This is a genomic window from Streptomyces sp. NPDC005899 (assembly GCF_040629645.1).
Lineage (GTDB): Bacteria > Actinomycetota > Actinomycetes > Streptomycetales > Streptomycetaceae > Streptomyces.
Window position 1 is genome coordinate 1 of sequence record NZ_JBEXWB010000378.1, and the last position, 5710, is coordinate 5710.

3 protein-coding genes and 1 pseudogene are annotated in these 5710 nt (G+C 73.4%); all 4 read left to right on the forward strand.

Going from position 1 to position 5710, the window contains the following annotated elements; translation table 11 throughout:
• Window positions 1–665: pseudogene (locus ABZ371_RS28055) on the forward strand (1,4-beta-glucanase); the annotation flags it as partial.
• Between the two features lie 14 nt (window positions 666–679).
• Window positions 680–2656: a beta-galactosidase gene (locus ABZ371_RS28060; RefSeq protein ID WP_358684633.1), complete on the forward strand. Its 1977-nt coding sequence runs from the start codon at window positions 680–682 to the stop codon at window positions 2654–2656.
• Window positions 2653–4875: a glycoside hydrolase N-terminal domain-containing protein gene (locus ABZ371_RS28065; protein ID WP_358684628.1), complete on the forward strand. Its 2223-nt coding sequence runs from the start codon at window positions 2653–2655 to the stop codon at window positions 4873–4875. The genes ABZ371_RS28060 and ABZ371_RS28065 overlap by 4 nt, the downstream gene beginning before the upstream one ends.
• 33 nt (window positions 4876–4908) lie before the next feature.
• A complete protein-coding gene (locus ABZ371_RS28070) occupies window positions 4909–5616 on the forward strand; it encodes a hypothetical protein (protein WP_358684631.1) in 708 nt (235 codons plus the stop codon).
• Window positions 5617–5710: the final 94 nt, after the last annotated feature.

Genomic DNA, 5710 nt, shown 5'->3' on the forward strand with positions numbered 1-5710 from the left:
CGGCGCCCGGCCCCGTGGCCGTGTCCGCGGACGGGGCGGCCCTGCTGTGGTCGTTCGTCCACTGGGACGGCACGAAGTACCCCGCGCACCGCTCGGTGGACGGCGGGGCGACGTGGGCCGAGGTCACCACCTTCCCCAGGGGCGGCACCCCGGTCGCCGACCCGCTGGACCCCGCCCGCTTCTACGTGTACGACACGGACACCGGCACGGTGTTCCGCTCCACGGACGGGGGTGCCACGTTCACCGCGGGCGCCTCCCGGCTGCCCTCCGGGGACACGCAGTTCCGGATCGCGGCGGCGCCGGGCCGCTCGGGGGACCTGTGGCTGTCGGCGAAGGAGCGGGGGCTGCTGCGCTCCACCGACGGCGGGCTCACCTTCGCGCCGGTGGCAGGCTGCCCGGCTTCCTACGCGCTCGGCTTCGGCAGGGCGAAGGGCAGTGGACGCCACGCCTACCCCGCCGTCTTCCAGACGGGCCGTGTCCCGGCCACGCACGACGAGGTGGCGGTCCTGCGCTCGGACGACGCGGGCCGGACCTGGGTCCGAATCAACGACGACTCCCACCGCTGGGGATGGACCGGCGAGGTCATCACCGGCGACCCCCGTGTCCACGGCCGTGTCTACCTGGGCACCAACGGCCGCGGCATCCAGTACGCGGATCCCCGATGAGGAACGAGACACCCATGCCGTCCCTGCACGACGCCACCCGTGGCCGCGTCCTCTTCGGCGGCGACTACAACCCGGAGCAGTGGCCCGAGGAGGTGTGGGCCGAGGACGTCCGGCTGATGGGAGAGGCCGGGGTCAACTCCGTCACCCTCGGCGTCTTCTCCTGGGCGATGATCGAACCGCGTCCAGGAGCCAGGGAGTTCGGCTGGCTGGACCGGCTCATGGATCTGCTGCACGCACACGGCATCGGGGTCGTGCTCGCCACACCCACGTCGTCGCCCCCGCCGTGGATGGGTGAGCTGCACCCGGAGACGCTGCCGCGCGCCGAGGACGGCACGGTGGTCTCGTACGGATCGCGGCAGCACTTCTGCCCGAGCTCGCCGGTCTACCGCCGCTACGCCGCGGCGCTCACCGAGGACCTCGCGGCGCGCTACGCGGACCACCCGGCGCTCACCGTGTGGCACGTCAACAACGAGTACTGCACACACTGCTGGTGCGACGGGACGGCCGCCCACTTCCGCCGCTGGCTGGCCGACCGCTACACCACCACGGACGCCCTCAACGAGGCGTGGGGCACGGCCTTCTGGAGTCAGCGCTACGACAGCTGGGCGCAGGTCCTGCCGCCGCGCAGGGCGCAGTACATGAGGAACCCGGCCCAGGCGCTGGACTTCAAGCGCTTCACGTCCGACGCCCTGATGGAGTGCTACGTCGCCGAGCGGGACATCGTCGCCCGGCACACCCCGCGCATCCCGGTGACCACCAACTTCATGCCGCTGTGGGCGGGCCAGGACGGCTGGGCGTGGGCGGAGCAGGAGGACGTGGTCTCCGTCGACATCTACCCCGACCCCGCGGACCCGCAGGCCGGCCAGTACAACGCGATGCTCGCCGACATGACGCGCGGGCAGGCCGGCGGCCCCTGGATGCTGATGGAGCAGGCCGCGGGCCCGGTCAACTGGCGGGGGGTCAACCACCCCAAGCCCGCCGGGCTGAACCGGCTCTGGTCGCTGCAGGCGGTGGCCAGGGGCGCGGACGCCGTCTGCTACTTCCAGTGGCGCCAGTCCCGCCAGGGCGCGGAGAAGTTCCACTCCGGCATGCTCACGCACGCCGGCGAACACGGCCGCACCTTCCAGGAGGTCAAGCGGATCGGCGCCGAACTCGGCGTCCTGGGACCGAAGGTCGCGGGCGGCCGGGTACCGGCCGACGTCGCCGTGCTCCATGACTGGGACGCGTGGTGGGCGAGCAGCCAGGAAGGGCGCCCGTCCTCCCTCGTCGAGTACCCGGACCTCGTGCGGGCCTGGCACCGGGGGCTGTGGGACAGCGGCATCGCGACGGAGTTCGCCCGCCCCGGCTCCGACCTGAGCGGCTACCGCATGGTGGTGGTGCCCCAGCTGTACCTGCTGGACGACTCCTCGATCGACGCACTCGTGTCCTACGTACGGGGCGGTGGCACGCTCGTCTGCGGGTTCTTCACCGGCGTCGCGGACGAGGACAACCGGGTCCGGCCCGGCGGGATGGACAGCCGGCTGCGGGACCTGTTCGGCATCCGCACGGTGCACGAGTGGTGGCCGCTGGACGCGGGCACGACGGTGCCGTGCGACGGCTTCCGCGCCACCCTGTGGTCGGAGGAGCTGGAGCCGGACGGCACCGCCGAGACCGTCTCCGCCTACCGGGACGGGGAGCTGGACGGCCTGCCCGCCGTCCTGCGCAAGGGCACCGCCTGGTACGTCTCGACGCTTCCCGAGCCGGAGGCGCTGCGCGACCTGCTCGGCCGGGTGTCGGCGGGGGCGGGGGCGCGGCCCGTGGTGGAAGGGCTGCCCCGCGGCGTGGAGGCGGTGCGCCGCGGCTCCCTGCTCTTCCTGCTGAACCACGGCCGGACCCCCACGAAGGTGGAGCTGGCCGGCCGTCATGTCGACGTGCTCACCGGGGTCCGCCACCAGGGGGCCGTGGAGCTGGGCCGCTTCGGGGTGGCCGTGCTCGAGGACGCCCCGGCATGATCGACGGCACGTGGGAGCCGGTGCCCGCCACGCGCTGGGAGGACGCCTTCCTCAGCGGCAACGGGCACCACGGCGCCATGGTGTACGGCGACCCGGCGGACGACCGGGTGATCGTCGACCACCACACCCTGGTGCGTCCCAACGGCAGCGAGGACCTCCGGCCTCCGGAACTCGCGGACCGCCTGGGCCGCCTCCAGGACGCCCTGCTGGCCGGGGACGTCACGGCGGCCGAGGGATTCGGGGCGGGGCTGCCGCTGGTGTGGGTGCAGCCGTTCCATCCCGCCTTCCAGACCCGTGTCCGCCGCGGCCGCGGGCTGCACGAGGCGGTCGCCGGCTACCGGCGGGAGGTCGACTTCACGACGGGCGAGGTGACGGCGTCCTACGAGTCCTGGCGCAGCCGTGTCTTCGTCTCGCGGGCCGACGACGTGATCGTGCAGCACGTCACCGACCTCCCCCTGAGCGCCCGGCTCGTCCTGGACCACGCCCTGCCCGGCGCCCCGGCCCGGCTCGCGGTCGGCCGCACGACCGTACTGACCCCGGACGGGGCGAACCTGGCCCTGCGGATCGGGTACCCGGACAGCGACGTCGCGTACACGGGGGTCACCGCGGCCCGGGTGGACGGCGGCACGGTGTCCGTGGCGGACGAGGGCATCCGGATCGAGGGGGCGCGCGCCCTCACCCTGACGACGCGCGTCCTGCGCCGGGCCGGCGGCCACCCGGACCTGACGGCGCTGTGGGCCGCCCTGCCGGGCGAGGACTACGAGACCCTCCTCGCCCGCCACCGCCCGCCGCACCGCACGGCGTACGGGCGTACCTCGCTGACCCTGCGGGGCGCGGCCCCGGAGCGGGAACTGCCGGGCAGTGAACTGCTGCGCGCCCCGCAGAGCCCGGCGCTCCTGGAACGCCTCTTCGCCGCGGGCCGCTACCATCTGCTCTCCTCCTCGGGGCTGCTGCCTCCCCGGCTGACCGGGCTGTGGACCGGTGACTGGGAGACGGCGTGGTCGGGGGCGTTCACCACGAACGCCAACCTCAACCTGCAGATCGCCTCCGCGGCGAGCGCCGCACTGCCGGAGGTGACCGAGGCGCACGCCTCGCTGGTGCACGGGCAGCTGGGCGACTGGCAGGACAACGCGCGGGCGCTGTTCGGGGCGCGGGGCATCGTCGCACCGTCCCACACGGACGGCGAGTCGGGTCATACGCGCCACTTCCAGCGGGCCTACCCGCTGCACCTGTGGACGGCCGGGGCGGACTGGCTGCTGCAGCCCCTGCTGGAACACGCCGAGGTGACGACGGGCGCGCCCGACGCCCGGCTGACCGCCGCCCTCGTGGAGGCGGCCCTGTTCTACGAGGACTTCCTCACGCGCGAGGACCCGGACGGGCGGGTGGCCGTGGTGCCCTCCTACTCCCCCGAGAACCGCCCGGCCAACGCGAGCTGGGGGACGGTCAACGCCACGATGGACATCGCCGCCGCCCGTCACGCCCTGACGACCGCCGCGACCCACGCTCCCGGCCATCCGTCGGCCGGAGTATGGCGTGCGCTGGCCGCGCGGCTCCCCGAGTACGTGGTGAACGAGGACGGGGCGCTCGCCGAGTGGGCGTGGCCCGGCCTGGCGGAGACGTACGACCACCGCCACCTCAGCCATCTCTACCCGGTGTGGCCGCTGGACGAGATCAACCCCTACGACACCCCGGGAGCGGCCCGGGCCGCGCACCGCGCCCTGGAACTGCGCGGCTCCGAGAACGACTCCGCCCACGGCCACCTGCACCACGCCCTGGTCGCGGCCCGGCTGCGGGACCCGGCGCGCGTGTCGGCCGCCCTGGACGCGGTGCTGGGCGGCGACTTCTTCCACGACTCGCTGATGAGCGCCCACTACCCCTCGCGCGACGTCTACAACGCGGACGCCGCGCACACCCTGCCCGCCGCCGTGATCGAAGCACTCGTCCAGTCGGCGCCCGGCCGCCTGGTCCTGCTGCCCGCCCTCCCCGCGGCCTACCCGGCCGGTGAACTCCGGGGCGTGCGCACCCGGTTCGGAGCGCGGCTCGACCTGAGCTGGTCGGACGACGGCGCCAGTGCGCTCCTGCGTCCCACCCGTGACGTGACCGTCGACGTGCGTACGGGCGACGGTCACGCGCTCACCGAGACCTCCGCCGGCGACAGCCCGGCTCCTCTGGAGCTGACGGCCGGCGTGGACCGCGTCCTCACCCTGAGACCGCGGTAGCAGTCCTCCATCCCCACATGGAAGGAACACCCCATGGCACGTTCCACCCTGACCCGGCTGCTCCTGGCCCCGGCCGCGGCCGTGGCCGCGCTGATCGGCTTCGCGGCCGCCCCCGCCCACGCGGCGGTGTGGACCTCGTCCGAGCAGTGGGGCAACTACACCACGTCCGACGGATACACCCTCTACAACAACATCTGGGGCTCGGGCGCGGGCTCCCAGACGATCTGGGCCAACTCGTCGAGCAACTGGGGGGTCACCGCCAACCACCCGAACACCGGCGGCATCAAGTCCTACCCCAACGCCAAGAAGGTCGTGGGCAAACCGATCGACTCGCTCTCGTCGCTGACGAGCGGCTACAACGTGAGCGTCCCGTCCTCGGGGGCGTACAACACCTCGTACGACATCTGGGACACGGACTACGACTACGAGGTGATGCTCTGGGTGAACTACAACGGCGCGGTCGGCCCCCTCGGCAGCTCGCAGGGCACCGTGAGCCTGGGCGGCCACACGTGGACCGTCTACAAGGGCAGCAACGGGGCCAACGAGGTCTTCTCGTTCCTGCGGACCTCCGACTCGTCCTCCGGCACCGTGAACATCCTGCCCGTCCTGAAGTGGATCAAGGACACGAAGGGCTGGTGGGGCAACGAGACCATCGGCGACGTGCAGTTCGGCTACGAGGTCACCTCGTCGTCGGGCGGCCTGAACTTCGTGACCAACTCGTTCGGCGTGTCGGCGCGCTGACCCGGTCGGGCCGGGGGGACACCCCCGGCCCGCTCAGCCGCGGGGCGCGGCCCACAGCACCGCCGCGCCCGTCCCGGCCATCCTCCGCCCGCCC

Excerpts from the sequence above, each read along its gene's own strand:
- ABZ371_RS28070 (WP_358684631.1), top strand. The coding sequence starts at position 4,909 with ATGGCACGTTCCACCCTGACCCGGCTGCTCCTGGCCCCGGCCGCGGCC.
- ABZ371_RS28060 (WP_358684633.1), top strand. The coding sequence starts at position 680 with ATGCCGTCCCTGCACGACGCCACCCGTGGCCGCGTCCTCTTCGGCGGC.
- ABZ371_RS28065 (WP_358684628.1), top strand. The coding sequence starts at position 2,653 with ATGATCGACGGCACGTGGGAGCCGGTGCCCGCCACGCGCTGGGAGGAC.